Source organism: Streptomyces sp. Edi4, from assembly GCF_040253615.1.
Taxonomy (GTDB): domain Bacteria; phylum Actinomycetota; class Actinomycetes; order Streptomycetales; family Streptomycetaceae; genus Streptomyces.
Genome location: NZ_JBEJGY010000004.1, coordinates 3279151 through 3304266 on the forward strand (window position 1 = coordinate 3279151; position 25116 = coordinate 3304266).

Consider the following 25116-nt stretch of genomic DNA (forward strand, 5'->3'; position numbering starts at 1 on the left):
CGCACGTGTCCGGAGTCCTCCTCAAGCTGCCCGGCGCCAGGACCGCCCCCGGGCCGTCCCGCGCGCCCGGCGAACAGCGGCCACCCGAAAACCCCTGGCGGCGAATACTCCCGCGGCGGGCAGCCGATCCTTATCTGCTCGCCGCCGCCCTGTTCGCCGCGTACACCACCCTCGCGGTGGAGCGCTACCGGCGCATGGAGACCCGCTCCTGGGACCTCGGGATCTTCGAGCAGGTCGTCCGCGCCTACGCCCACCTCCAGGCGCCGATCGCCGACCTGAAGGGCCCGGGCACCAACATCCTCGGTGATCACTTCAGCCCGGTGACCGCCCTGCTCGCCCCCTTCTACCGGCTCTTCCCCACCCCCGTCACCCTGCTCGTCGCCCAGGCCGCCCTGTTCGCGCTGGCAGCCGTCCCGGTGACCCGTGCCTCGGCCCGGCTCCTCGGGCGCGGCCCGGGGCTCGCGGTCGGGGTCGCGTACGGGCTGTCGTGGGGGATCCAGCGCGCCGCCGACTTCGACTTCCACGAGATCTGCTTCGCCGTCCCGCTGATCGCCTTCAGCCTGGAGGCGGTGGTGCGCGCCCGGTGGCGGGCGGCCCTGCTGTACGCGCTGCCCCTGGTCCTGGTGAAGGAGGACCTCGGCCTGACCACCGCCGCGCTCGCCGTCGTCGTGGCCGTCCGGGCCCGGCGCGTCTCGCCGGTGGCCATGCGGTGGGCGCTGGCCGTGGCCGCGTTCGGCGCGGTGGCCACCCTGGTCACCCTCACCGCCGTCATCCCCGCCTTCAACACCACCGGCGGCTACGACTACTGGAGCAAGGTGGGCGGCAAGGACGCGGCGGGACCGTGGACGGCCTGGCACCTCAAGCTGCGCACCCTGACCTGGATCCTGCTCCCGACCACCGGTCTGCTCGCCCTGCGCTCCCCGCTGCTGCTGGCCGCCCTGCCCACCCTGGCCTGGCGCTTCCTGTCCTCCGACGACCACTACTGGTCCACGGACTGGCACTACAGCGCCGTCCTCATGCCCATCGTCATGCTCGCCCTCGCCGACGCCGTGGCCACCGCGCGCCACAGCCCCCACGCCTGGCTGCGCGCGTACGCGCCGAGGCTGCCGCTGTGCGCAGCCGTCGCCGCCCTCGCGCTCACCCCCTCGATGCCGCTCGCCGCCCTCACCGAACCGGCGACGTACCGCAGGAGCCCCCAAGTGAGCGCCGCCGAGGCCCTGTTCGCGCGGATCCCGGACGGGGCGACGGTGGAGGCGGACATCGACCCGATCGCCCGGCTCACATCGCGCTGCCGGGTCTTCTGGGTGGGCGGCGCGCGTCCGGTGACACCGTCCTACATCGCGATCAACAACACCGACGGCTGGGCGGGCGACCCCGTCGAGTACGCCGCGGCCCTGCACCCCGGCGCCCGCTACACGGTCGCCGGGGTGGCAGGGGGTTACGTGGTGCTGCGCCTCCAGGGGTGAGGCCGGCACGGACCCCCGTCCCGTACCGGCCCGCCCCCGTGTGCCGGCTAGTCCGTCGCGATCGCGTTCAGGACGTTCATCCGGCCGGCCCTGAACGCCGGTACCAGCGCGGCGAACAGACCCACGAACGCCGAGGCCACGAACACGGTGAGGATGGTCGGCCAGGGGATCTCCAGGATGCCCATGCCCTCCAGGGCGAGCAGCTTCTGCGCCGTGGTGCCCCAGCCCATGCCGAGCCCGAGGCCGAGGATCGCGCCGAACAGGGCGATCACCACCGACTCCAGGCGGATCATCCGGCGCAGCTGGCGGCGCGACAGACCGATCGCGCGCATCAGGCCGATCTCCCTGGTCCGCTCGACCACCGACAGGGCCAGGGTGTTCACGACACCGAGCACCGCCACGATGATGGCGAGCGCGAGCAGCCCGTACACGATGTTCAGGAGCTGGCCGATCTGGTCCTTCAGGTTCTGCTTGAAGTCGGCCTGGTTCTGCACCTTGTACTGCGGATAGGCCTTCAGCGACTCCTTCAGGGCGGCGTAGGCGTCCTTGGCCTTGCCGTCCTTGGCCTTGGCGAACATCAGCTGGTCCTTGGGCATCGCGTCGGCCGGCACGTACCGCGCGGCGGTCGTGATGCTCGTGTACATCACGCCCTTGTCGACGCTGGTGTCGTCCGAGGTGATGGCCGCGACCTTCAGCTTCGCGGTCCTGCCGCCCTTGAAGGCGACGGTCATCTCGTCGCCGACCTTGACGCCGTGCGCCGTGGCGTAGGTGTCACCGACCGACATGGCGTTCGGGCCGTACGCCGCCGTCAGGTCGCCCGCGACGGTCGTACGCCGCAGGTCCTGCGGGTAGGTCGGGTCGGCGGCGGTGACCTGGGTGTTCTCGGACGAGCCGTTCGGCGCGGTCAGCTTGGCGGCCACCGGCCGGTAGTGGGTGACGTGCTCGATGCCCGGGGTCTTCTCCAGCGCCTGGGCGGCCTGCGGCACGATGGGCTGCCCGGAGCCGGAGGACACGACGAAGTCCGCGCCGACCGACTTGTCGAGCTCATCGGTGGCCGATGCGACCATCGAGGAGCCCACCACCGACAGACAGGCCACCAGGGCCAGGCCGATCATCAGGGCCGCGCCCGTCGCTCCCGTACGCCGGGGGTTGCGCAGCGCGTTGCGCTCGGCCATCCGGCCCACCGGACCAAACATCCGCAGCACCAGCGCGCTGATCACCCGCACCACGCCGCCCGCGAGCAGCGGGCCGATCACGACGAAGCCGATCAGGGTGAGGACGACGCCGAGCCCGAGCAGGGCCGAACCCGACGACGCCTTGGCGGCGTTGGCCGAGGCGAGCAGGGCGGCCACGCCCGCGCCCGTCAGGACCAGACCGATGCCGGCGCGGATCGCGCCGGCCCTGCCGTCGGCGGGGGTGCCGGCGTCCCGCAGGGCGGCCATCGGCGAGATCTTCCCGGCCCGCCGGGCCGGCACATACGCGGCGACCACGGTCACCACGACCCCCAGGACAAGGCCGATCACGGGCGTCGTCCACTTGACGGTGAGGTCACTGGTGGACAGCTCCATCCCCATGGAGCCCATCAGCTTCATCAGGCCGACGGCCAGACCCACGCCCGCCGCCACACCGAGGACCGAACCGAACACGCCGAGCAGGAAAGCCTCGACGAGCACCGAGCGGTTGACCTGCTTGCGGCTCGACCCGATGGCGCGCATCAGGCCGATCTCCCGGGTGCGCTGGGCGACCAGCATCGAGAACGTGTTGATGATCAGGAAGATGCCGACGAGGAGGGCGATACCGGCGAAGCCGAGCATCGCGTACTTCATCACGTCCAGGAACGAGCCGACGCTGGAACGGTTGGCGTCGGCGGCTTCCTTCGCCGTCTGGAGCTTGTACGTGTCCGAACCGAGCGCGGCCGCCACGTCCTGCTTGAGGCGCGTGTCGCTCACCCCGCTCGCGGCGGTCACGTTGATCTGGGTGAACTTCCCGGTACCGCCCAGCAGTTCGCGCTGCGCGGTGGCGGTGTCGAAGTAGACGATGGCCGCGCCGGGGTTGGTCACCTTGAAGGTGGCGATGCCGGTGATCTTCGCGGTGAAGTCGCCGGTGACTGCGATGGTGCGCAGCTCGTCACCGATCTTCAGATGGTGCTTGTCGGCGGTGTCGGCGTCGATCATCATCTCCGTCGGCCCGCGCGGGGCACGGCCGGAGGAGATCTCCATCGCCTTGAGGTCGTTGTCGGTCCAGTTGCCCGCGATGGTGGGGGCGCCGGTGCTGGCGCCCATGTTCTCGTTCTTGCCGTTGACGACGGTGACGCTGGGGCTGCTCACCCCGCCCTCGGCCGTGCCCACGCCGGGCGCCTTGGCGATCCGCTCGACCAGGGAGGCGGGCAGCGCGTCGGGCTTGCCGGTCCGCGACCCGTCGTCCTGCTTGTCGTCGGCGGACTTGGGGCTGACCGTGACGTCGGACGCGGTCGCCGCGAACAGCTTGTCGAAGGTGGTGTTCATGGTGTCGGTGAAGACGAGCGTGCCGCACACGAACGCCACCGACAGCAGGACCGCGACGGCCGAGAGCGCCATCCGTCCCTTGTGCGCGAGGAAGTTGCGCATCGAGGTCTTGAGCACGGTCATGACGTACGCCCCCGCGCGTCGAAGTCCTTCATGCGGTCCAGGACCGCCTCAGCCGTCGGGCGCAGCATCTCGTCGACGATGCGGCCGTCGGCCAGGTAGAGCACGCGGTCGGCGTAGGAGGCGGCCACCGGGTCGTGGGTGACCATCACGATGGTCTGGCCCAGCTCGTCGACGGACTGGCGCAGAAAGCCGAGCACTTCGGCGCCGGCCCGCGAGTCCAGGTTTCCGGTCGGCTCGTCACCGAAGATGATCTCCGGCCTGGCCGCCAGTGCCCGCGCCACGGCGACCCGCTGCTGCTGGCCGCCGGAGAGCTGGGTCGGCCGGTGCTTGAGCCGCCCGGCCAGGCCCACCGTCTCCACCACGCGCTCCAGCCACTGGGCGTCGGGCTTGCGGCCCGCGATGTCCATCGGCAGCGTGATGTTCTCCAGCGCGTTCAGCGTCGGCAGCAGGTTGAACGCCTGGAAGATGAACCCGATCCGGTCCCGGCGCAGCTGCGTGAGCTTCTTGTCCTTGAGGCCGGTGATCTCGGTCTCGTCCAGATGGATCTGGCCACCCGTCACCGTGTCCAGGCCGGCCAGGCAGTGCATCAGCGTGGACTTGCCGGAACCCGACGGGCCCATGATCGCGGTGAACCGGCCCCGGGCTATGTCGACGTCGACGTGGTCGAGCGCCACGACCCGGGTCTCCCCCGACCCGTACGCCTTCACGACCTGGCGCGCCCGAGCCGCGACCGTCGCACGCCCTCCGGTGTCCCCGTGCCTGGGAATGGTCACAGCGGTTGTCACGGTAGTTCTCCTAGGTCAATTTCAGCCAGTCGCCGACGTACGCCTTGAGTGTCCGCCAGGGTTGCGCTTCACGCCCTGGTGCCCGGCGCAGTCTTCACGGTGGGGTTTTCCCCACCCCCGTGACCCCGCGTCACGACGTAAGTCCAAGGTAAGGAGGGAGTGGGGGGCGGGGCGTCCTCCGCCGGGACGAACGCCCCCCGCCCCGAAGTAGGGCCCACCCCCTAGGGGTCTCCACCCCTGGGCCCACCCCGCAGGGAGGAGACCCCTTGGCTTCGCGGAGTGGAGAGTTACGTTCCGGCCGCGCCCGGCACACGGCTGGTCGCGCAGTTCCCCGCGCCCCTGGCGGGATTCGTGCTGGCCCACACCGGCAACCTCAGCCCGTCCGGCGTTTGAGGACGAGCGCCTTCAGCGCGAACGGGGTCTGGGGCGGAGCCCCAGGGACCCCGGCTGCGGACCGTGCGTGGCTGGGCGCGCAGTTCCCCGCGCCCCTGACCACTTGGCGCTGGCCAGCACGGGCATACCCAGCCCGTCCGGCGATTGAGGACGAGGCCGTTCAGGGCGAACGGGGTCTGGGGCGGAGCCCCAGGGACCCCGGCTGCCGACCGTGCGTGGCTGGGCGCGCAGTTCCCCGCGCCCCTGACCACTTGGCGCTGGCCAGCACGGGCATACCCAGCCCGTCCGGCGATTGAGGACGAGGCCGTTCAGGGCGAACGGGGTCTGGGGCGGAGCCCCAGGGACCCCGGCTGCCGACCGTGCGGGGCTGGGCGCGCAGTTCCCCGCGCCCCTGGCGGGCCGGGTTGGTCAGGGGCGCTGGTGACCCGTCAGCGTGGACAGCGCGGTTCGGATGTGGTCCATGTGGGCCCGCAAACGCTCACGCGCCGCGTCGTCATCGCGTACCACCCGATCCGTGTCCGCCACGACCCGCTCCTCGGCGGCCCGCGCCTGCGCCAGCAGGCCCGCCGCCCGCGCCTGCGCCGCCTCCTCGGCGCTGCGGGCGCCCTCCTCGGCCTCCGCGAACCCGCGCCGCGCCTCGGCCAGCGCCGCCTCGGCCGCACGCGTCAGGCCGGCGAGGCGCGCATCCAACTCGCCCTCGCGCAGCGCCCGTTCGCGCTCGTCCGCCTCCCGCGCCCCGGCCTGCTCCCGGTCCAGGTCCGCCAGCCGCGCCGCGCAACGCCGACGCGTCGAGGCCAGCCCGTCCGCCGCCTCCTCGCGCAGCGCATCCGCCTCGGCACGAGCCGCGCCCCGCAGTTCGTCCGCCTCCGTACGGGCCGCGAGCAGCCTGCGCTCCACCCACTCCTCCGCGTCCGCGAGCACCGCCTCGCTGTGCGCCCGCGCCGCGTCCTTGACCGCGCGGCCCGCCTCCTCGGCCGCGCGCCCCCGCTCCGCCGCCGCCTCCCGCGCCGAGGCCCGCACCGCGTCCGCCTCCTCCACGGACAGCGCGAACAGCGCCCCGGCGCGCCCGCCCAGCGTCTCGTACGTCTGCGGCGCGAGCCCGGCCACCCGCGCACGCAGCCGCGCGACGTCCTCCTCGAGCTCCGCCGCGAGGGCGACGAGCCGGGCCTCCTCCTCCCGGGCCGCCCGCCCCTCCCGCGCGAGCCGGGCCACGGCGGAGTCGACCTGCTCGGGACGGTAGCCCCGGCCCCTGCCGGTCCCGAACGGCCGCCCCGACGGCGGCACCGATGCTGCGCTCATCCCTCAAGCCCTCTCTCCCGCGCCAAGTGAAACCGGAGTGAAGTGCCCATGTGACGACACGTGTGCACATCGCCCGTTCAAGGATGCGCCAATCCAGGACAGAAGTCGGCAGCCGGAGGCTTCGGAGCTTCGGAGCTTGGGAGCTTCGGAGGCAGAACTGCCGAGGCGCCCACCGCGACCCGCACGGTGAGCGCCACGGCACGACGAGGGCCGCGCCTAGAGCAGCCCGTCCCACATCTGCTCAAGCAGCACCGACCACCAGCTCTCCGGCGACGCAAGCGCCGCCGGGTCGAGCGCCGCCAGCTGCGCCTGGAAGTCGACCGTCCAGCGGCCCGCCTGCTCCGGGTTGAGCCCGAACCGCAGCCGCCACATCCGGCCGAGCAGCGCGAGGGAGCGTACGAACTCCGGCAGCCCCGAGTTCACGAACTGCGGCGGCACCGACTGGGCGTGCCCACCCGCCGAAGGCCCCGCCTCCACCGGCACGGCCACGATGTTCGCGGTCCCGTACTGGACACAGATCGCCCGCCCGAAGTCGGAGCCCATCACCAGGTACGAGCCCGCGTCGGCGGCCGGCTGCACGCCGCGCTGCTGCGCGAGTTCCGCCAGCGTGGGCACCGGCTGCCCGGGCGCGGCCTGCGCCCAGAAGAACGGCCCGAAGTCCACCGGAAGCCCCGCCCACACGAGCGTGACCGCCACGACCTCCGGCACACCCTGGCGCGAGACCGCGCGCTGGTCGAAGCGGAACACGCCCTGCGGCCCGAACGCGCCGGCCAGCTCGTGCGCCACGCCCTCCGGCGGCAGCGGCGGCACCGGCTGCACGGCCGGAATCGGCGCCCGCACCGGCTGCGGCCTCGCCGGGCCGTCCGCGACCTGCGCCAACTCGCCCTGGTGCGTGAGCAGATGCCGCACACCCTGACGGCGCGAGCCGTGGTCCTTGCCGTACGGGGCCACATGCGTGATCCGCACCTGCGGCCACTGCTCACGGATCATCCGCGCGCAGTAACCGCCCGGCAGCTCGCACGACTCCAGCTCCGTGTGCAGCTCCAGCACGTGGTCGGCGGGCACGTTCATCGCCCGCAGCTCGTGGAAGATCTGCCACTCCGGATGCGGAATGCCCGGCGCCGAACGCCGGATGAGCTGCTGCTCGGACCCGTCGGGCGCGCGGTAGCGCAGCACCGCCTGGTAGCCGGGGCCCACCGTCGGCAGTCCTGCCGGGGGCTGCTGGGGATAGCCGTACGCGGGCGGCGGCTGCGGCACGGCGCCACCCGGCGGCATACCGGGCGGCCCGGGCGGCTGCGGCACGGCGCCACCGGGACCCATCTGCGCGGGCCCCGCCAGCATCGTCGCCGCCTGGTGCACCCCACCGGGCGGCGCACCGGGACCGGCGGGCGACGCACCGGGCGGACCGGGCGGTGTCGGAGCGCCGGGCGCACCGGGTGGGCCCGGCGGCACCGGCGGGCCAAGGCGGACCTGACCGCCCTGGCTCGGGTCGGCGAACATCGTCGCGGCCTGATGCACGGCGCCGGGCGCCACCCCGGGCGTTCCGGGCGGCATGGGCGCACCAGGAGCACCAGGAGCACCAGGGGCACGCGGAGGCATAGGCGCCCCCGGGGCGCCGGGCGCACCGGGTGGGCCCGGCGGCACCGGCGGGCCAAGGCGGACCTGACCGCCCTGACTCGGGTCCGCGAACATCGTCGCGGCCTGATGCACATCGCCCCGCGCGGGCGGTGGCGTCGGCGCGCCGGGGGGCTGGGGCCCGTCAGGACCCAGCTGCGACACCAGCTGCGTGGGCAGATAACCGCCCAAGGACGCACCCGCAGGCGGCGTCGCCCCCGCGGGCACCGCACCCGGCGGCGGAGTGGGGCCCGGCACCGGACCGGCCGTCGGCACGCCTGGCCGGGCACCCGGGGTCCCCGGCGCGCCCGGCGGCGGCGGTGTCACCGAACCCGCGCCCCGCGCGGCCCGCGCACCCGGCGGCGGACCGGATGCCTTACTGGTCGCGGCGTCCGCGATGTCCTCCGCGCCCGAGGACGCGTGACCTGACGCGGCGTCAGGCGCGCCGTGGGAGATGGGCCCCCCGGGCGTGCGACCTCCGGGCGCCGACGCACCCGGCACCCACGCATCCAGCCCGGACCCACCCGGCGTCGGCGCACCCGGAGTTGGCGCGCCCGGCATGCCCGCGTCCGGCAGCCGCGCATCCAACCCGGACCCACCCGACACCGGCGCACCCGGCGCCTGCGCACCCGGCATGCCCGCGTCCGGCACCGGTGCACCCGGCGTTCGCGCGTCCGCCCCAGGACCGCCCGGCGGCCGCGCCTCCGGCGCCGACGTGCCCTGCGGGTCGTACGCGGGCGCGAGCGCCGTCGGGGGAAGCCGGCTGCCCCCCGGCATCAGCGCCGTCTTCGCCTCGGGCATCACCTTCGGCGGCGTCTGCTCATCGTCCGAACCCGAGAGCGCGGGCGCGAACACCGTCGCGGGCAGCGGCACCGAGCCGTCGTCCGACCCCGCGTTGGTATCCGTGCCCGCCCAGGGCGTACCCCCGTCCGCGTCCTGGTCCCGCCCGGCGCCCCCGGCGGCCGGCCACGCCGGCGCCACGGGCTCGGCGGGGCTCACGGGTCCGGCGGCTCCCACGGGTTCGGCGGAAGCCGGTGACCCCGTACGCGAACCACCACCGCCGCCAGCACCAGCACCAGCACCAACACCGACGCCACCGTCAACGTCGGAGGCACGCGCACTCGCACTCTCTCCCCGCCGGTCGGGAATCCCCATCCGGTCCGCCGCGTCCTGCAACCACTCGGGCGGACTCAGCAGGAACGACGTCTGGTTCAGGTCGATCCGGGCCGGCGGCTCGGGCGACGCGGCCGGCGCGGCCTCGGGCACCCCGTACTCCTCCTCGTACCGGCGGATCACCTCACCCACCGGCAACGCGGGCCACAACGACGCGTCGCCGCTGTCCCGCGCGATCACCAGACGCTGCGCGCCGCCATCGACCGCGGGCCCGTTCTCGCGGTCCTCGGCCCACACCACGAAACCCAGCTCGAACTCCCGCACCCGCACCTCACGGTGCTGATACGCGGGCACATCGCCATTGATCCACTCTTCCGCGCGCTCCTGCGCCTGAGCGAAAGTCACCATCGGCCGGCTCACTCCCCTACCGAGGTCGTCTCGACGACGCGCACGAATCCGCCGTCCACCATCAGGTTCGCCACGGTCTCCAGCTCCGGGGGATTGCCCGCGAGCCGGGCGAGGAACGCGTCGAAATCGTCACCGCAGGGCAGCAGCAGCCGCTCCACCCGCTCGTGCACGCTCAGGCCGTCCTGGTCACGCGCGTCGTCGTACGGGCAGAACCACACCGAACCGACCCCGGAACCACGCACCTTCACCGCCAGGATCCCACCCTGCGCGAACGCCACGCTCAGATAGTCCTTCGTCAGGTGGTCCCGCAGACACTTGTTGACGTACACCAGGTCATTGACCGCCGCCTCCTCACGGACCGTGAAGAACGGCTGGTCCACCAGGAGACCCAGCTCCGCGTCGAGCGCCGCGCCCACCGGAGCACAGCCACCCGCCGCCTTCAGGAACGACCGGTAGGCACCCGGCAGCCGGTACCCCAAGTCCTCCTCGACGCCGAGGAGTTGGGACTCCGACACCGCCACCGAACCCTTCGGCAGACCGAAGTGCGCCGGCCGCGTCTCCTGCAACGGACGCGTACCGCGCTTGTCGTGCTCGACCCGCGCCGTCGCCAGACCGCCGTAGTGCCGCAGCAGCGCCTTCACTTCTACCGGAACCAGTTCGAGACGGCGGCCGCCGGCCACGTGGTGCCACGTCCAGCCGTGCGGGGTCGCCACCGCCGGCACCGTGTCCCACAGCTCGTGGCCCGCCGCGGCGAGCGCCGCGTTCGCCGACACGTAGTCGGTCAGCCGGAGCTCGTCCACCCCGAACCCCTCGGGCGGCTCGGCGATCTCCACCGCCACCCTGGCGTACGGGGAGAACACCGGGAAACCGTTCTCGTCCATCCGCACCCCCCGGGGATGCCGGGCGGCCCGTACCGGGTCCGGGAAGTGCACGACCTGCCCGGCGTAGGCCGCGTTCGGTGGCGCGGCGTGCTGCCCGAGCCGACCTGTCGTCATGGCGGTTGCCCCCTGCTGCGTGCTCCTGCGTCCGGCTGGTGGGGACCAGAGTATGCGGTACGGCAAGAGCGGCCACCGGCCCCGCGATCCGGTCACCAACCGTCACGCCCATATCACCCTGCGCCCGTCATACGTGGCTTATCGCGCCCCAGCTTCCGTACCAGCACTCACATTTGGCAGGCTGTCCCCGCAGACTCGGGGGCGCTGACACGTGCGGCTGAAGCCGTCGCCAGTGGGAGGAACACCAGCACCATGCACACCGCACCAGGCGAAACATCCACGACACCGGCCATGAGCGGGGGGCCGGGCGGACCACACCCGGCACCGGGCGGACCGCACCACGCACCGGGCGACGCACGCCTGACGCCAGGCGACGCACGCCACGCACCGGGCGACGCACGCCTCGCGGGCGACCCGCGTCCCACGCCCGGCGACGCACGTCTCGCGGCGGGCGACGCACGCCTGACGCCAGGACACCCGCGTCTCACGCCCGGCGACGCACGTCTCACGCCGGGCGACGCACGTCTCGCACCGGGCGACGCACACCTCACGCTTGGCGACCCGCGTCTCACCTGGAGCGCCACGGCCACCGCCGCCGCGCCCTTACTCAGACACCGCCGCGACGGCATCCTCCCCGCCATCGCCGCCGCGCTGTCCGTCCGCGGCGAAACCCTCACCTGTACCGCCGGCAAGGGCGAACAGCCGCCGGTCCTGCACACCCTCGTCCAGGACTACCTCGACACCCTCACCAGCGCCCAGCGCGAACGCTTCACCGGCCGCTGCCCCGAAGCCATCCTGCTCTCCCGGCACCTGACCGCCGTCGAGTCGGGACGCTCCAAACGCGCCCAGCGCAAACCCCTCACCCACGGCGAGGCCCGCCGCGCGCTCAAGCACGCCAAACTCACCGCCCGCCGCATACGCGAGGACGGCGACCCGCTGCACGGCAGCTACGCCCCGCCCTGCCGCTCCTGCACCGCGCTCCTCGCCCATTTCGGCGTGCGCAGCGTGGAGCCGTAAACAACCCCTCACAGCCCGCACCGCAACACCCCGTACCGCAACTCCCCACACCGCCCACCGCCCCCACCGCACGGAAAGGCCGCGGCCGATGCCGGACATCTCCACCACCCGCTTCCCCGTCCCCGTCGACGCCGCCCTGCGCACCGCCGGCTGGCAGCCCGGCCGCTGGGACATCCGCCAGGCCGAGGCGTGGGCCGACGTCCTGCGCGGCCACACCTCGCCCGCCGGACACCGCCACACCGTCTTTCCGGCCGCCGTCGAGGCGTGGGCGGAGTTCGGGGGGCTGCGCCTCACCGCGCCGGGTCCGGGCCGCCGCAACGCGCCCGCCGCCCTGCGCTTCGACCCCCTGGCGGGGCTCCACCTCGCCCGCACGCTGGCGGACCTGGGGCGGGCGCTGGACACGGATATCGCGCCGCTGGGGGAGGAGGGGGATCAGCAGGCTGTGCTCGCGATCGACGCGGTGGGGCGGGTGTACGCGCTCGACCACACCGGGGACTGGTATGTGGGGGCCGATATCGACGCGGCCCTCAACACCCTCCTCACCGGCACTCAGCCCACCCGCCTCACCCCGGCGTGACCCTGCCCGGGGGCGTGCCGGGCTGGTCGCGCAGTTCCCCGCGCCCCTGACAGAGCGCGTGCCGGCCCGCATGGGCAACCTCAGCCCGCCCCGCTCCCCGGCAGGGTTGGTGCCGGCCCGCATAGGCATACCCAGCCCGCCCGCCCCTGGCAGAGTCCGCGCTGGCCCGTGCGGGCACACCCAGCCCGTCCGGCGTTTGAGGACGAGGCCGTTCAGGCCGACCGGGGCCCGGGGCGCAGCAGCCCCAGGTACCCCGGCTGCGGACCGCGGATGGCTGGTCGCGCAGTTCCCCGCGCCCCCTGACAGAGCGCGTGCCGGCCCGCATGGGCAACCTCAGCCCGCCCGCCCCGGCAGGGCTGGCGCCGGCCCGCATGCGCATCCTCAGCCCGGCCCCGGCCCCGGCAGGGGCTGGTGCCGGCCCGCATGGGCGTACTCAGCCCGCCCCGCCCCCGGCAGGGGCTGGCGCCGGGGTCAGCGGGGCGCGGTCGGGAGGATGGCTGAGACGCGGAAGCCACCCTCATCCGTCACGCCCGACACAAACACCCCACCCAACCCCAAGACCCGCTCCCGCATCCCCACCAGCCCATTCCCGCCGCTCGGCAACCCCGCATCCGCCGTGACCCCGTCCCCCGGCCCGTTCTCCACCTGCATCGCCACCTCGTCCACCCGGTACCCGAGCCGCACCATCACCTTCGCGCCCGCCGCGTGCTTGTGCACATTGGTCAACGCCTCCTGCACCACCCGGTACGCCGTCTGCTCCACCAGCGCGTCACACCCCCGCGCCTCCCCCTGCACCATCAGCTCCACCACCATCCCGGCCTCCCGGGACTGCCCCACCAACGCCTCGATGTCCGCCAGACACGGCCCCTCCTCCGCCGCCGCAGCCGCCGCGGCCGCCGCCGCCCCCACCGCCGCCAACGGCACCGACTCCACCCGCGCCGCCGCCCTCGGCTCATCCGCCGCCCGCAGCACCCCGAGCATCTGACGCAACTCCGTCAACGCCTGACGCCCCATGTCCCCCACCAGCGCCGCGTTCTTCACCGCCTTCTCCGGATCCTTGCGCGCCACCGCCTGCAACGCCGCCGCGTGCACCACCATCAACGACACCCGGTGCGCCACCACGTCATGCATCTCCCGGGCGATCCGCGTCCGCTCCTCCGTACGCGCCCACTCCGCCCGCTCCTCCGCCCGGTCCGCAAGCAGCGACAACTCCCGCTCCAGCGAATCCGCCCGCTCCCGCAGCGACTCCATCAACCGCCGCCGCGCCCCTATATAGAGCCCGTACAACAACGGCGGACCCGATATCCCGAGCGACATCACCACCGACATCACCGGCACGTACCAGAGCCCCGAGTCGTAATCACCCCCCGCCACGCTGTGATGCATCCGCACGAACGTCACGATGAACGTCCCCACCACCGACATCCCCGCCAGCGCCGCCGTGATCCGGCGCGGCACCTCCGACGCGGCCAGCGTGTACAGACCCACCACGCTCAACAGAAAACCCATGCTCGCCGGGGTCACCGCGATCGACACCAGCACCACCGCGATCGGCCACCGCCGACGCAGCGTCAGCGACGCCCCCGCCACCAGACCGAGCACCACCCCCGCCGGCACCGGCAGCCCCGCGTCCCCCGCGAACCCCACCCCCTCCAACGCGCACTCCAGCGCGGAGAAAACCCCGAGCGAGACGTCCAGCACCGCGCTGCGCCTGCGCTCCCACCACCACCAGCCACGGGAGGTCAACCCCGTGGCTTCCTGGTATGCCCCCGTTACGGTCATGGCTCCCAGCCTACGGGCGCCCGCGAACGCTCTTCCTGCCGCTTTCGCTCACCCCGGGCAGCACGAAATCACCTCGAACACGCCAGGAATCCGCCTCCATCCCACGATGTAGTGAATCGACCGATTCTTCGACCGGACGTCCGCATTCCGGACGAGCGTGTCCGTATGACATCGACCACACCCGGCAAATACGCCGACTTCGAAGACCTGCGCCGCCAGGCGATCGCCCTGCGCCGCGAAGGACTCAGCCTGCGCCAGATCCGCGACCGGCTCCACGTCGACAACAACGACCTCCTCCACCGCCTGGTGAAAGGCGAGCCTCCGCCGGAGTGGACCAAGCGCCCAAACGCGAAGGACGACCTGCGCGATCGGGCCAGAGAGCTCCGCGCGCAGGGCATGACGTACGACCAGATCCAGGTCGAGCTGGGTTGCTCGAAGAGTTCGATATCGCTCTGGGTGCGCGACCTTCCCAACCCCGGGCCCCGCTATACGGAAGCCGAGCAGCGCGCCCTCATGAACGAGGGCCTTGCCCGGCTCCGCGCCGGCCAGGACGATGAGCGGCGCGCGACAAAGGCCGCCGCGAGCGACCAGGTCGGAAGGCTCTCGGACAGGGAGCTCCTTCTCGTCGGCGCCGGCCTGTACTGGGCCGAGGGGGCCAAGGACAAGACCTACCGCCGCAGCGAGCGCCTGCACTTCATCAACAGCGACCCCGACATGATCAAGGTGTACCTGCGTTGGCTGGAGCTCCTGGGCGTCCCACGGGAGCGGATGCACTTCCGGGTCAGCATCCACGAGTCGGCGGATGTCGCCGGGGCCGAGCAGTTCTGGGCCGATCTGGCCGGAGTCGACCCGGCCACTTTCCAGCGGGCCACACTCAAGAAGCACAATCCGCGCACTACGCGAAAGAACGTGGCTGAGGGCTACAGAGGCTGCCTGGTGGTCTACGTGACCAAAAGCGCTGACCTCTACCGTCGCATGGAGGGCACTTGGTACGGCATAGTGTTGGGTGCCGATCCGGCGACCTGACCCAATGTCCGGTTTAGTCGGGTTTAATCCCCCATGGTGTAATCAGGCAGCACTACGGTTTTTGGTACCGTCTGTTCAGGTTCAAATCCTGATGGGGGAGCCCAGACACGGGTCCTGACCGCACTGGTCAGGACCCGCCGCGTTTCCCCCGCCCCCACCCCGAGTTCACCCCCCAAGCCCCCCGGTATCCTTCGGTTGTCCACCCCCCGAAGCCGAAGGGCACCTCCGTGAGCGCAACCCGCCCGGCCGCCGTCGTCGTCCTCGCCGCGGGTGAGGGCACCCGCATGAAGTCGGCCACTCCCAAGGTTCTGCACGAGATCTGCGGGCGCTCGCTCGTCGGCCACGTCGTCGCCGCCGCACGTGAACTGGATCCCGAGCACCTGGTCGTGGTCGTGGGCCACGCCCGTGAGCAGGTGTCCGCGCACCTGGGCGCGGTCGACGCCGGAGTGCGTACCGCCGTGCAGTACGAGCAGAACGGCACCGGGCACGCGGTGCGGATGGCGCTGGAGGAGCTGGGCCAGTCCATCGAGGGCACGGTCGTCGTGGTCTGCGGCGACACCCCGCTCCTGACCGGCGCCACGCTGGCCCAGCTGACCCGTACGCACGAGAGCGACCGCAACGCGGTGACCGTGCTGAGCGCCGAGGTCGCCGACTCCACCGGTTACGGCCGCATCGTGCGCGACGCCGCGTCGGGCGCGGTCACCGCGATCGTCGAGCACAAGGACGCGACCGAGGCGCAGCGCGCGATCCGTGAGATCAACTCCGGTGTGTTCGCGTTCGACGGGGCGCTGCTCGCGGACGCGTTGGGCAAGGTGCGTACGGACAACAGTCAGGGCGAGGAGTACCTGACGGACGTGCTGGGGATTCTGCGTGAGGCGGGGCACCGGGTGGGTGCTTCGCTGGCGGCGGACTTCCGGGAGATCCTGGGGATCAACAACCGGGTGCAGTTGGCGCAGGCGCGTCGGCTTTTGAACGACCGTCTGCTGGAGCGGGCGATGCTCGCGGGTGTGACGGTGGTGGATCCGGCCACGACGTTCGTGGACGTACAGGTGACGTTCGAGCAGGACGCGGTCGTGCATCCGGGGACGCAGCTCCTGGGGACGACGCACCTGGCTTCCGGTGCGGAGGTCGGCCCCAACTCCCGTCTGACGAACACGGTCGTGGGTGCGGGGGCGCGGGTGGACAACGCGGTTTCGTACGACTCCGAGGTGGGCGAGGGGGCGACGGTGGGTCCGTTCGCCTATTTGCGTCCGGGTACGCGGCTCGGCGTGAAGGCCAAGATCGGTACGTACGTCGAGACGAAGAACGCGACGATCGGTGAGGGGACGAAGGTTCCGCATCTGTCGTATGTGGGGGACGCGACGATCGGTGAGTACACGAACATCGGCGCGGCCAGTGTGTTCGTGAACTATGACGGTGAGGCCAAGCACCACACGACGATCGGCTCACACTGCAAGACGGGTTCGGACAACATGTTTGTTGCGCCCGTCACAGTGGGGGACGGTGCTTACACCGCCGCGGGTTCGGTGATCACGAAGGATGTGCCGGCGGGTTCGCTGGCCGTGGCCCGGGGCCAGCAGCGGAATATCGAGGGTTGGGTGGAGCGCAAGCGTCCGGGAAGTGCCGCCGCGCAGGCCGCTCAGGCTGCGGCCGGGCAGTCGGCCGGCGAGAACTGACCGGATTCGGGTGCGTCTTTCACGGGCTACCGTGATAGGTGCACATATTCGGCTGGCTCGCCGCGAAAGGGACCGCGCGGGTGCAGCAGCATCGAACTTGTCTGAGGAGACTGTGCTGTGACCGGGATCAAGACGACCGGCGAGAAGAAGCTGATGCTCTTCTCCGGCCGCGCCCACCCCGAGCTGGCCGAGGAGGTCGCGCACCAGCTGGGTGTGGGCCTCGTGCCGACGAAGGCCTTCGACTTCGCGAACGGTGAGATCTACGTTCGTTTCCAGGAGTCGGCGCGTGGTGCGGACTGCTTCCTGATCCAGAGCCACACGGCTCCGATCAATAAGTGGATCATGGAGCAGCTGATCATGATCGATGCCCTGAAGCGGGCGTCGGCGCGATCCATCACCGTGATCATTCCGTCCTACGGCTATGCCCGTCAGGACAAGAAGCACAAGGGCCGTGAGCCGATCTCGGCGCGTCTGGTGGCCGACCTGCTGAAGACGGCGGGCGCGGACCGCATCCTTACCGTCGATCTGCACACGGACCAGATCCAGGGCTTCTTCGACGGTCCGGTGGACCACCTCACGGCGCTGCCGGTCCTCGCGGACTACGTGGGCGCGAAGGTGGACCGTTCGAAGCTGACGATCGTCTCGCCGGACGCGGGCCGCGTGCGGGTCGCCGACCGCTGGTGCGACCGTCTGGACGCGCCGCTGGCGATCGTGCACAAGCGCCGTGACAAGGACGTCGCGAACACGGTGACGGTGCACGAGGTCGTCGGTGACGTGAAGGGGCGGGTCTGCGTCCTGGTGGACGACATGATCGACACGGGCGGCACGATCTGTGCGGCGGCGGACGCGCTGTTCTCGCACGGTGCGGAGGACGTCATCGTGACGGCCACGCACGGCATCCTGTCGGGGCCGGCGGCGGACCGTCTGAAGAACTCCAAGGTGAGCGAGTTCGTCTTCACGAACACGCTGCCGGATCCTTCGGATCTGGAGCTCGACAAGATCACGGTGTTGTCGATCGCTCCGTCCATCGCGCGGGCGGTGCGTGAGGTGTTCGAGGACGGCTCGGTGACGAGTCTCTTCGAGGAGAACTAGCGGATACGTACGCCGACGAAGGGCCGCCCCCACCCCGGGACGCGGCCCTTCGCCACACCCCGTTGCCGGTGCGGGCCGGCACCGGATGCCTCAGGGGCGCGGGGAACTGCGCGCTCAGCCACCCACGACCCGCAGCCGGGCTCGCGGGAGGCTGAACCGGGCTGGGGTCAGGGGGTGTTGGCCGCTCGCAGCGCGTCGACCGCGACCCGCGCCGCACGGCCGACCACCGCATCCGCCCCCGGCAACGTCGCCGCCGTGGACGCCGCCCGGGTGAAGACGGCGACGGCGTACCGACCGCCGTCGGGATATTCGACCACCCCCGCCTCGTGCCGCTGCGTCGGCAGCGATCCCGTCTTGCCGCTGACGCGTACGTCGTCGAAGGGGAAGCCGGAGGCGAGCCGGTGGCTCCAGGCCTGGACGCCGAGGACCGCGCGGAGTTCGTCGCCCCAGTCCCCCGCGCAGACCTCGTCGCGCCACACCGCGCCGAGCAGCGCCGCGATCTCGCGCGGGGTGGAGCGGTTGGTGCGGGCCGGGTCGAGGACGCTGAGGCGGGCGACGGCGGCGGGGTCGACGAGGGCGGTCCTCCCGCCGGGTCCCGCGTCGGTGAGCATCGTCGCGTAGAGCCCTGCCTGGTTGTGGACGGCGACGGTGCGGGTCAATCCGAGGTCGCGCATGGCCGCGTTGACGGTGTCGAGGCCGAGGTGGTCCCAGAGGAGATCGGCTGCGGTGTTGTCGCTGACGGCGATGGCCAGGGAGGCGAGGTCGCGCAGGGACAGGCGGGCGGCGTCGCGCATGACGGCGAGTCCGGTGGGGCCGGGTGTGCGTCCTTGGGCGGGGATGTCGAGGGGGGTGGTGGGGTCGACGCGTCCGGCGGCGGCTTCGCGGTAGAGGGTGGCGACGAGGCACAGCTTGTGGACGCTTGCGGTGCAGACGGGGGTGTCGGCGCCCAGGGTGATGGCCGCGCCGGTGTCGATGTCGGTGGCGCAGAGCGCTCCGGTGACCCCGGCGTCGGTGAAGGCGGCGGTGACGCGGCCGCGTACGGGGCCGGGAATGTTCGCGGTCACAGCGGGAACTCCGATGCGGGGCGGGGGAACAGGCGCCGCTGGGGGGCGGTGGGGACGAGCCCGGCGTGTTCGCGCAGGACGTCGTGGGCGGTGTCGGTGAACAGGCGGACGGCGGGTCCGTCGCGTCCTGCGGGCCAGGCGGTGGAGGTGCGCCAGGTGAGGGGGTGGCCGCGCAGGGGCCGCCAGGTGGCGCCGGGTTCGGGCGCGGTGCGCGGTACGAGGGCGACGACGCGGGTGCCGGACAGGATGAGGGCGTGGGTGAACTCGGTGCCGGTGACTTCGCGTACGGCGCCGGGGGTGCAGCCGTGGCGGGCGCAGGCGGTGAGGGTTTCGTCGTGGAGGGCGGGGGCGGTGGCGCGCGGGAAGAGCAGCAGTTCGCGGCCGTCGAGGTCGTGGATGTGGAGTTCGGGTTGGTGGGCGAGGGGGTCGTCGTCGGCGAGGAGCGCGCCGAGCGGCTGGTGGAGCTGGGGCCCGAAGCCGAGGCCGGTGGCGGGGCAGGGGTGGCGGACGATGCCGGCGTCGAGGGTGCCGGCGGCGAGTTCGGCGGTCTGCTCGGCGGTGGTGAGTTCCCGCAGGTCGAGGGTGGCGCCGGGGCTGCGTTCACGGTAGGCGGTGAGGAGGGCTGCGACGGTGGCGCCGCCGAGCTGGGGCGGTACGGCGGCGCGCAGGGTGCCGGCGGCGCCGCCCTGGACGCGCTGGACGAGGGCGTGCAGCCGGTCGGCGGCGTCGAGCAGGGTGTGGGTTTCGGCCAGGACGAGGCGGCCCGCGGGGGTGAGGGTGGCCCCGGCGCGGCCGCGGTCGAGGAGGCGGACGCCGAGTTCGCGTTCGAGGCGCTGGATGCGCTGGGAGAGGGAGGGCTGCGCCAAGCGCAGGCGTTCGGCGGCGCGGCCGAAGTGCTGTTCCTCGGCGACGGCGCGGAAGTACCTGAGGTGCAGCAGCAGGTCCATGAGCAGCAAGAATAGGCGGACGCCTATGGAAGCGGCCATCATGGCCGGGGTCCCGGGTTGATCCAATTGGGCGGCCGGGGGGACGCCGGGTAGTCTGGGGCAGTTGCTCGGCGAGGGAGGCCGCACCATGGGTGCGGCGGTCCGTTATCGACGCGCTCTTCGTAGCAGGCCAGTCGTGGCCGGGTGACCACCCTTTTTGGTTTTTCTGGTTCACCTTTCTACGAGGAGTGCACATGTCCGAGGTCAAGCTCGCCGCCGACGTCCGTACCAGCTTCGGCAAGGGCGCCGCCCGCAGCATCCGCCGCGAGAACAAGGTTCCCGGTGTCATCTACGGTCACGGCACCGAGCCGGTCCACGTGACCCTGCCGGGCCACGAGCTGCTGCTCGCGCTGCGTACGCCGAACGTCCTGCTCTCCCTGGACGTCGACGGCAAGACCGAGCTCGCCATCCCGAAGGCCGTCCAGCGTGACGCCATCAAGGGCTTCCTGGTCCACGTCGACCTGCTGCTCGTCAAGAAGGGCGAGAAGGTCACGGTCGAGGTCGCGGTCGAGACCGAGGGCGACCTGGCCCCGGGCAGCTTCCTGGTGGAGAACGTGCTGAACACGCTCTCCGTCGAGACCGAGGCCACCCACATCCCGACCTCCGTCACCGTCTCCATCGCGGGCCTTGAGGCCGGCGCCGCGATCCTCGCGAAGGACGTCGCGCTGCCGTCGGGCACCACCCTGGCCACCGACCCCGAGGCCGTCGTCATCCAGATCCTGGCCGCGCAGGCCGAGGAGCCGGCCGCCGAGTCCGAGGCCGCCGAAGGCGCCGAGGCCTGAGCCGTACGCTCTGCCTGAGATCCGTGCCGGCGGGCGCGGGTTTTGAACGGGGCGGCGGGCCACACGTGGCCCGCCGCCCCGTTCGTCTGTGTACGTGGAGTTCCCGCTGTACGTGACTGCTGTACGTGACTGCTGTACCTGACCGCTGTACGTGACCGCTGTACGTGCCGCTATACGTGACCGAGGAGACGCAGCCCCCATGACGACGACCACGACCGACAGCGCGAACGCGCCCTGGCTCATCGTGGGCCTGGGCAATCCGGGTCCCGAGTACGCCGCGAACCGGCACAACGTCGGGTTCATGACGGTGGATCTGCTCGCGGAGCGCATGGGCGGCCGGTTCAAGGCGCACAAGGCGCGGGCGCAGGTGGTGGAGGGGCGGATCGGCCCGCCGGGGCCGCTCAACCGCCGGGTGGTGCTGGCGAAGCCGCTGTCGTACATGAACCTGTCGGGCGGTCCGGTGACGGCGCTTCGCGACTTCTACAAGGTGCCGGTCGCCAACATCGTCGCGATCCACGACGAGTTGGACATCGATTACGGGGTGCTGCGGCTGAAGCTGGGCGGCGGGGACAACGGGCACAACGGTCTGAAGTCGATCACGAAGTCGCTGGGCGCGGACTATCACCGTGTGCGGTTCGGGATCGGGCGTCCGCCGGGGCGGATGCAGGTGGCGGACTTCGTCCTGAAGGACTTCTCCTCCACGGAGCGCAAGGAGCTGGGTTACTTCGTGGACCGGGCGGCGGACGCGGCGGAGGCGTTGGTGATCGAGGGGCTTGAGCGGGCGCAGTCGACGTACAACTCCTGACAAGGGCGTCGCTTACGGGGCGAACCGCGGGCCCGGGTTTGACCGTTCGCGGTCATGGGCGTCAGGATCGCGCCCCATGACGAAGCGGAGCCGTACCTTCCTGGTGTTCGCGCGGCGGGCCGCGTCGGGCCTGGTCGTCGCGCTGCTCGTGGTCGCCGGGTTCTGGTCGTCGTGGGGCACGGCCCAGCACGTGGTCCTGGCCAGGGGCCGCGAGCACGGGAGGCTGACGGTGACGGGGTGCGCGCAGGGGGTGTGTGCGGGGTCCTTCTCGCCCGTGGGCGACGCGGGGCCGCACGCGGGGGTGACGATCGCCGAGTCGGTGGCGGCGGGGCCGGGCGATCACCTGCCGGTGGTCCTCAAGCCCGGCACGGACGACGCGGTACGCACCGGGGTGGCGGGGTTCCTGTACGCGTGGCTCCCTCTTTCCGGAGCCCTGCTGCTGGCCTCGCTGCTGGTGGCCGGGGGGCTGCGCATGCCGCGCCTGGCCTGGACGCTGGCGGCGACCGCGACGGCGGCCCTGACCGCAACGTTCCTGACCCTACGCTGACCCGGTTCCCGCGCCCCTGGCAGCACTGGTGCCGGCCCACACCGGCATCCTCACCCTGGCCGGCGTTTGGCTGCGGACCGTGGCTGGCCGCTCGCGCAGTTCCCCGCGCCCCTGACTACTCGACGCCGGCCCGCACCGGCACCCCCAGTCCGTCATGGTGGTCCCCCCTGGCCCTTGAGGCCCCGGGGGAGATTGAGGACGAGGCCGTTCAGGCCGAACGGGGTCTGGGGCGGAGCCCCAGGGACCTCGGCTGCGGACCGGGCGTGGCTGGGGCGGAGCCCCGGGTGGGGCTCCGCCTGGGGGGTCAGCCCGTGTTGCGCAGGCCCGCGGCCACCCCGTTCACCGTGAGGAGCAGCGCACGCGAAAGCAGCGGGTCCGGGGCCTCGCCCCGGTCGGCTGCCGCCCGCTGTCGGGCCAGCAGGGCGACCTGGAGGTAGGAGATGGGGTCCAGATACGCGTCCCGGATCGCGAAGGTCTGCTGCAACACCGGGTGCGCACCTAGGAGTTCATCGCCCCCCGTGATCCGCAGAACCTCCCGCACCGTCAGCTCGTGCTCCGCCTCGATCGTCGCGAACACGTGCTTCAGCTCGTCCGGCACGAGCGTGTCGACGTAGTGCCGGGCGATCCTGAGGTCCGTCTTGGCGAGCGTCATCTCCACGTTGGAGAGGAAGTTGCGGAAGAAGTGCCACCGCTCGCTCATCTCCTCCAGGACCTCCCCGAGCCCGGCCTCCCGCAGCGCCTTGAGCCCGGAGCCGACGCCGAACCAGCCGGGCACGATCTGCCGGGACTGGGTCCAGCCGAACACCCACGGGATGGCGCGCAGCCCGTCGAGGCCCGCCCCGGAGTCCGGGCGGCGCGAGGGCCGCGAGCCCAGGTGCAGCTCGGCGAGCTGGTCGACGGGGGTGGAGGCGAAGAAGTACGCCGGCAGGTCGGGGTCCTCCACCAGCCGCCGGTAGGCGGAGTGCGCCGCGTCGGACACGGTGTCCATCGCCGCGTCCCAGCGCGCCAGCGCCTCGTCGGACTGGCGCGGCGCGGTGTGCAGCGCGGAGGCCTGGAGCGTGGCCGCGACGGTCAGCTCCAGGTTCTCCCGGGCGAGCGAGGGGATGAGGTACTTGTCGGAGATGACCTCGCCCTGCTCGGTGACCTTGATCTCGCCCTCCAGGGTGCCCCAGGGCTGGGCGAGGATCGCGTCGTGGGAGGGGCCGCCGCCGCGCCCGACGGTGCCGCCCCGGCCGTGGAAGAGCCGCAGCCGCACCCCATAGCGGTGCGCGACGTCACGCAGCCGGCGCTGGGCGCGGTGGATCTCCCACTGCGAGGTGGTGATGCCGCCGAACTTGGAGGAGTCGGAGTAGCCGAGCATGACCTCCTGGACGTCGCCCCGCAGGGAGACGAGCCGCCGGTAGGAGGGGTCGGCCAGCATCTCGTCGAGGATGACGTCGGCCGCGCGCAGTTCGTCGGTCGTCTCCAGGAGCGGCACGATCCCGATCTTGGCCCAGCCGCCGTGCAGGTCGATGAGACCGGCCTCGCGGGCCAGGACGGCGGCGGCGAACACGTCGTCGGCGCCCTGGCACATGGAGATGATGTACGACTCGATGACCTCGGGCCCGAACCGTTCGAACGCTTCGGTGATGGTGGCGAAGACGCCGAGGGTCTTGTGTCCTGCCGCGTCCAGCGGGGCCGGGGTCGGCGCGAGCGGGCGGCGCGAGCGCAGCTCCTTGGCGAGGAGCTTCTGGCGGTATTCGCGCGGCATGTCGGCGTAGCGCCAGGACTCCTCGCCGAGCCGGTCGAAGAGCTGGCCGAGCGCGTGGTGGTGGGCGTCGGCGTGTTCGCGTACGTCCATGGTGGCCAGTTGGAGGCCGAACGCGGCGAGGGTGCGGATCAGGCGGTCCATACGCCCGTCGGCGAACAGCGCGCCGCGGTGTTCGCGCAGGGAGGTCTGGATGAGGGTGAGGTCGGCGAGCAGTTCGGCGGTGCCGAGGTAGTCGCGGCCCGGCTGGTGGGTGGTGCCCTTGGCCAGGCGGTCCTTGGTGTGGACGAGCTTCTGGCGGATGGCGGTGGCCTTGAGCCGGTAGGGCTCCTCGGCGTTGAGGCGCTTGTAGCGGGGGCTGATCTCGGGGAGCGCTTCGAGGTCGGCCTGGAGCGAGGACAGCAGCTCTTCGGTGGCGCCGGCGTACCGGATGGAGTTGGAGAGCAGTCCGCGCAGGTGGTCGATCATGTCGAGCGCGTCGTTGATGCCGTGCTCGTGCTGGAGGATCAGCACGTCCCAGGTGACCTTGGGCGTCACGTTGGGGTTGCCGTCGCGGTCGCCGCCGATCCAGGTGCCGAAGGTGAGGGGGCGGGTGCCGGGCGGCAGTTCGACGCCGACCCGCTCCAGTTCGGCGGCGAGGTCTTCCAGTACGTCCCCGACGGCGCCGGCGTGCAGCTCGTCGAGGTAGTAGATGGCGTTGCGGGCCTCGTCGGCGGGTTCGGGGCGTACGACGCGCAGTTCGTCGGTCTGCCAGATCAGGTCGATGTTCTCGGCCAGGCGCAGATCGTGGCGGCGCCGGTCGGATTCGATGACCGGGGTTTCCAGGAGTTCGGCGATGCGGCGCAGCTTGTTCAGGACGGAGCGGCGGGCGGCTTCGGTGGGGTGGGCGGTGAAGACCGGCCGTACGTTGAGGTTCTTGACGCTCGCGCGTACGTGGTCGGGGTCACCGTCCTTGAGCATGTCCGCGGTGCGGGCCAGGAGGCTGCCCTCGGCGGCGCGGTGGGCGCGCAGCTCGCGGCCGCGGTGGACCTGTTCGGCCACGTTGGCCAGGTGGAAGTAGGTGGAGAAGGCGCGCACCAGCTTGGCGGCGGTCTCCACTTCGGTGCCGCCGAGCAGATCGGCGGCGGCCTCGCCGTCGCTGCGCGTCAGCGCGCGGACCCGTTCGACGAGCTCAAGGAGCTCCGGGCCCTCCTGCCGGACGAGGGTCTCGCCCAGGAGGTCACCCAGTCGGCGGATGTCGGCACGCAGCTCGTTGCTGGCGGCGGGGGTCTGGTCGGCACTGCTCACAGGTGCGGCTCCTTGCAGTGTTTGAGCA

At 72.2% G+C, this 25116-nt stretch carries 18 protein-coding genes; 9 read left to right on the plus strand and 9 right to left on the minus strand.

What is annotated here, in order from left to right; genetic code table 11:
- The first annotated feature begins 5 nt into the window (after nucleotides 1-5).
- Nucleotides 6-1466: a DUF2079 domain-containing protein gene (locus ABR738_RS16905; RefSeq protein WP_502964100.1), complete on the plus strand. Its 1461-nt coding sequence runs from the start codon at nucleotides 6-8 to the stop codon at nucleotides 1464-1466.
- Nucleotides 1467-1513: 47 nt separating this feature from the next.
- Here ABR738_RS16905 and ABR738_RS16910 read toward each other — a convergent pair whose 3' ends face one another.
- From ABR738_RS16910 to ABR738_RS16930, 5 genes are all read right to left on the minus strand, one after another.
- Entirely contained in the window at nucleotides 1514-4093 is a 2580-nt protein-coding gene (locus tag ABR738_RS16910; RefSeq protein ID WP_350230805.1) for an ABC transporter permease, read from the minus strand.
- Nucleotides 4090-4878, minus strand: a complete 789-nt coding sequence (locus ABR738_RS16915; protein WP_350230806.1) for an ABC transporter ATP-binding protein — start codon at nucleotides 4876-4878, stop codon at nucleotides 4090-4092. The genes ABR738_RS16910 and ABR738_RS16915 overlap by 4 nt, the downstream gene beginning before the upstream one ends.
- An 801-nt stretch (nucleotides 4879-5679) precedes the next feature.
- Nucleotides 5680-6570 (minus strand): coiled-coil domain-containing protein, encoded by an 891-nt coding sequence (locus ABR738_RS16920; protein WP_350230807.1) that lies wholly within the window; start codon nucleotides 6568-6570, stop codon nucleotides 5680-5682.
- A 216-nt stretch (nucleotides 6571-6786) separates the two neighbouring features.
- On the minus strand, nucleotides 6787-9705 hold the full coding sequence (locus ABR738_RS16925; RefSeq protein WP_350230808.1) for an SUKH-4 family immunity protein: 2919 nt from the start codon (nucleotides 9703-9705) through the stop codon (nucleotides 6787-6789).
- Between the two features lie 8 nt (nucleotides 9706-9713).
- Entirely contained in the window at nucleotides 9714-10700 is a 987-nt protein-coding gene (locus ABR738_RS16930; protein WP_350230809.1) for an SMI1/KNR4 family protein, read from the minus strand.
- A 360-nt stretch (nucleotides 10701-11060) separates the two neighbouring features.
- Here ABR738_RS16930 and ABR738_RS16935 point away from each other — a divergent pair, with 360 nt between their 5' ends.
- Together ABR738_RS16935 and ABR738_RS16940 are read left to right on the plus strand one after the other, a co-directional pair.
- Entirely contained in the window at nucleotides 11061-11717 is a 657-nt protein-coding gene (locus ABR738_RS16935) for a YwqJ-related putative deaminase (protein WP_502964223.1), read from the plus strand.
- A gap of 88 nt (nucleotides 11718-11805) precedes the next feature.
- Nucleotides 11806-12294: an SUKH-3 domain-containing protein gene (locus ABR738_RS16940; protein WP_350230810.1), complete on the plus strand. Its 489-nt coding sequence runs from the start codon at nucleotides 11806-11808 to the stop codon at nucleotides 12292-12294.
- Nucleotides 12295-12765: 471 nt separating this feature from the next.
- On the opposite strand, the gene ABR738_RS16945 is transcribed toward ABR738_RS16940, so the two are convergent.
- Nucleotides 12766-14076, minus strand: coding sequence for a sensor histidine kinase (locus ABR738_RS16945; RefSeq protein ID WP_350230811.1), 1311 nt, complete (start codon nucleotides 14074-14076; stop codon nucleotides 12766-12768).
- Nucleotides 14077-14241: 165 nt separating this feature from the next.
- Between ABR738_RS16945 and ABR738_RS16950 the strand changes: the two genes are divergently transcribed.
- The 3 genes from ABR738_RS16950 to ABR738_RS16960 all read left to right on the plus strand — a co-directional run bounded on the left by ABR738_RS16950 (nucleotide 14242) and on the right by ABR738_RS16960 (nucleotide 17870).
- A complete protein-coding gene (locus ABR738_RS16950) occupies nucleotides 14242-15102 on the plus strand; it encodes a hypothetical protein (RefSeq protein WP_350230813.1) in 861 nt (286 codons plus the stop codon).
- A gap of 227 nt (nucleotides 15103-15329) precedes the next feature.
- A complete protein-coding gene (gene glmU / locus ABR738_RS16955) occupies nucleotides 15330-16778 on the plus strand; it encodes a bifunctional UDP-N-acetylglucosamine diphosphorylase/glucosamine-1-phosphate N-acetyltransferase GlmU (RefSeq protein ID WP_350230814.1) in 1449 nt (482 codons plus the stop codon).
- 117 nt (nucleotides 16779-16895) lie between these two features.
- Nucleotides 16896-17870, plus strand: coding sequence for a ribose-phosphate diphosphokinase (locus tag ABR738_RS16960; RefSeq protein WP_350230815.1), 975 nt, complete (start codon nucleotides 16896-16898; stop codon nucleotides 17868-17870).
- Between the two features lie 167 nt (nucleotides 17871-18037).
- Here ABR738_RS16960 and ABR738_RS16965 read toward each other — a convergent pair whose 3' ends face one another.
- Nucleotides 18038-18934, minus strand: coding sequence for a serine hydrolase (locus tag ABR738_RS16965; protein ID WP_350230816.1), 897 nt, complete (start codon nucleotides 18932-18934; stop codon nucleotides 18038-18040).
- Complete coding sequence (locus ABR738_RS16970; protein WP_350230817.1) at nucleotides 18931-19881, minus strand: LysR family transcriptional regulator; 951 nt, start codon at nucleotides 19879-19881, stop codon at nucleotides 18931-18933. The genes ABR738_RS16965 and ABR738_RS16970 overlap by 4 nt, the downstream gene beginning before the upstream one ends.
- A 233-nt stretch (nucleotides 19882-20114) precedes the next feature.
- On the opposite strand from ABR738_RS16970, the gene ABR738_RS16975 reads away from it, so the two are divergent.
- The 3 genes from ABR738_RS16975 to ABR738_RS16985 all read left to right on the plus strand — a co-directional run bounded on the left by ABR738_RS16975 (nucleotide 20115) and on the right by ABR738_RS16985 (nucleotide 22054).
- The gene (locus ABR738_RS16975; RefSeq protein WP_350230818.1) at nucleotides 20115-20702 is read left to right on the plus strand and encodes a 50S ribosomal protein L25/general stress protein Ctc; all 588 of its coding nucleotides are present in this window, start codon (nucleotides 20115-20117) and stop codon (nucleotides 20700-20702) included.
- Between the two features lie 199 nt (nucleotides 20703-20901).
- Nucleotides 20902-21507 carry an aminoacyl-tRNA hydrolase gene (gene pth / locus ABR738_RS16980; protein WP_350230819.1) on the plus strand — a complete coding sequence of 202 codons (606 nt, stop codon included), beginning with the start codon at nucleotides 20902-20904 and terminating at the stop codon, nucleotides 21505-21507.
- A gap of 76 nt (nucleotides 21508-21583) precedes the next feature.
- A complete protein-coding gene (locus tag ABR738_RS16985) occupies nucleotides 21584-22054 on the plus strand; it encodes a hypothetical protein (RefSeq protein WP_350230820.1) in 471 nt (156 codons plus the stop codon).
- A gap of 304 nt (nucleotides 22055-22358) precedes the next feature.
- Here ABR738_RS16985 and ppc read toward each other — a convergent pair whose 3' ends face one another.
- Nucleotides 22359-25088 carry a phosphoenolpyruvate carboxylase gene (ppc, locus tag ABR738_RS16990; protein ID WP_350230821.1) on the minus strand — a complete coding sequence of 910 codons (2730 nt, stop codon included), beginning with the start codon at nucleotides 25086-25088 and terminating at the stop codon, nucleotides 22359-22361.
- Between the last annotated feature and the right edge of the window lie 28 nt (nucleotides 25089-25116).

Coding starts and splice junctions, on each gene's coding strand:
- ABR738_RS16940 (WP_350230810.1), top strand. CDS start 11,806: ATGCCGGACATCTCCACCACCCGCTTCCCCGTCCCCGTCGACGCCGCC.
- ABR738_RS16975 (WP_350230818.1), top strand. CDS start 20,115: ATGTCCGAGGTCAAGCTCGCCGCCGACGTCCGTACCAGCTTCGGCAAG.
- ABR738_RS16920 (WP_350230807.1), bottom strand. CDS start 6,570: ATGAGCGCAGCATCGGTGCCGCCGTCGGGGCGGCCGTTCGGGACCGGC.
- ABR738_RS16970 (WP_350230817.1), bottom strand. CDS start 19,881: ATGGACCTGCTGCTGCACCTCAGGTACTTCCGCGCCGTCGCCGAGGAA.
- ABR738_RS16950 (WP_350230813.1), top strand. CDS start 14,242: ATGACATCGACCACACCCGGCAAATACGCCGACTTCGAAGACCTGCGC.
- ABR738_RS16985 (WP_350230820.1), top strand. CDS start 21,584: ATGACGAAGCGGAGCCGTACCTTCCTGGTGTTCGCGCGGCGGGCCGCG.
- ABR738_RS16910 (WP_350230805.1), bottom strand. CDS start 4,093: ATGACCGTGCTCAAGACCTCGATGCGCAACTTCCTCGCGCACAAGGGA.
- ABR738_RS16925 (WP_350230808.1), bottom strand. CDS start 9,705: ATGGTGACTTTCGCTCAGGCGCAGGAGCGCGCGGAAGAGTGGATCAAT.
- ABR738_RS16930 (WP_350230809.1), bottom strand. CDS start 10,700: ATGACGACAGGTCGGCTCGGGCAGCACGCCGCGCCACCGAACGCGGCC.
- pth (WP_350230819.1), top strand. CDS start 20,902: ATGACGACGACCACGACCGACAGCGCGAACGCGCCCTGGCTCATCGTG.
- ABR738_RS16945 (WP_350230811.1), bottom strand. CDS start 14,076: ATGACCGTAACGGGGGCATACCAGGAAGCCACGGGGTTGACCTCCCGT.